This window comes from Actinomadura verrucosospora (genome assembly GCF_039540335.1).
GTDB lineage: Bacteria > Actinomycetota > Actinomycetes > Streptosporangiales > Streptosporangiaceae > Spirillospora > Spirillospora verrucosospora.
The window spans coordinates 1-506 of record NZ_BAABEV010000140.1; the positions used below are offsets into that span (position 1 = coordinate 1).

Consider the following 506-nt stretch of genomic DNA (forward strand, 5'->3'; position numbering starts at 1 on the left):
ATCCTCATCGACGACCCCCGCTGGCCGGCGCACGGACGCCTGTGGGCGCACCTCGTCAGCGACGAGAGCGTCGAGGAGCTGCACGCGTTCGCGCAGGCCAACGGCATCCCCCAACACGGATTCGAGCGCGACCACTACGACGTCCCGGACGAGATCCACGCCCGCCTGATCGGCGCCGGTGCCGAGCACGTCGACGGGCACGAGCTCGTGCGCAGGCTCATCGCCTCGGGGCTGCGGGTCACCACACGCGAGCGGCGCGAGGGCCTGCGATGAGCTCGTCGCGGCTGGAGGCCTTCAGCGACGGCGTGCTCGCCATCGTCATCACCGTGATGGTGCTCGGGCTCGCGGTCCCCAAGGGCGACGGATGGGCGGACCTCCTGCACACGTCGGGACTCGGCCTGCTCACCTACCTCCTGAGCTTCGTATACATCGGCATCTACTGGAACAACCACCATCACCTGTTCCAGCTGCATCCCACCGTCAGCGGCGGGGTGCTGTGGGCCAAC

2 protein-coding genes are annotated in these 506 nt (G+C 69.0%); both read left to right on the plus strand.

Translation table 11 applies throughout. The features are described from left to right. A partial coding sequence (locus ABD944_RS42320; RefSeq protein WP_345187944.1) for a DUF4031 domain-containing protein occupies positions 1 to 273 on the plus strand: 273 nt, incomplete at its 5' end. Beyond that, positions 270 to 506, plus strand: a 237-nt coding sequence (locus ABD944_RS42325; RefSeq protein ID WP_345187947.1) for a TMEM175 family protein, incomplete at its 3' end; no start/stop codon positions are given. The genes ABD944_RS42320 and ABD944_RS42325, both read left to right, overlap by 4 nt.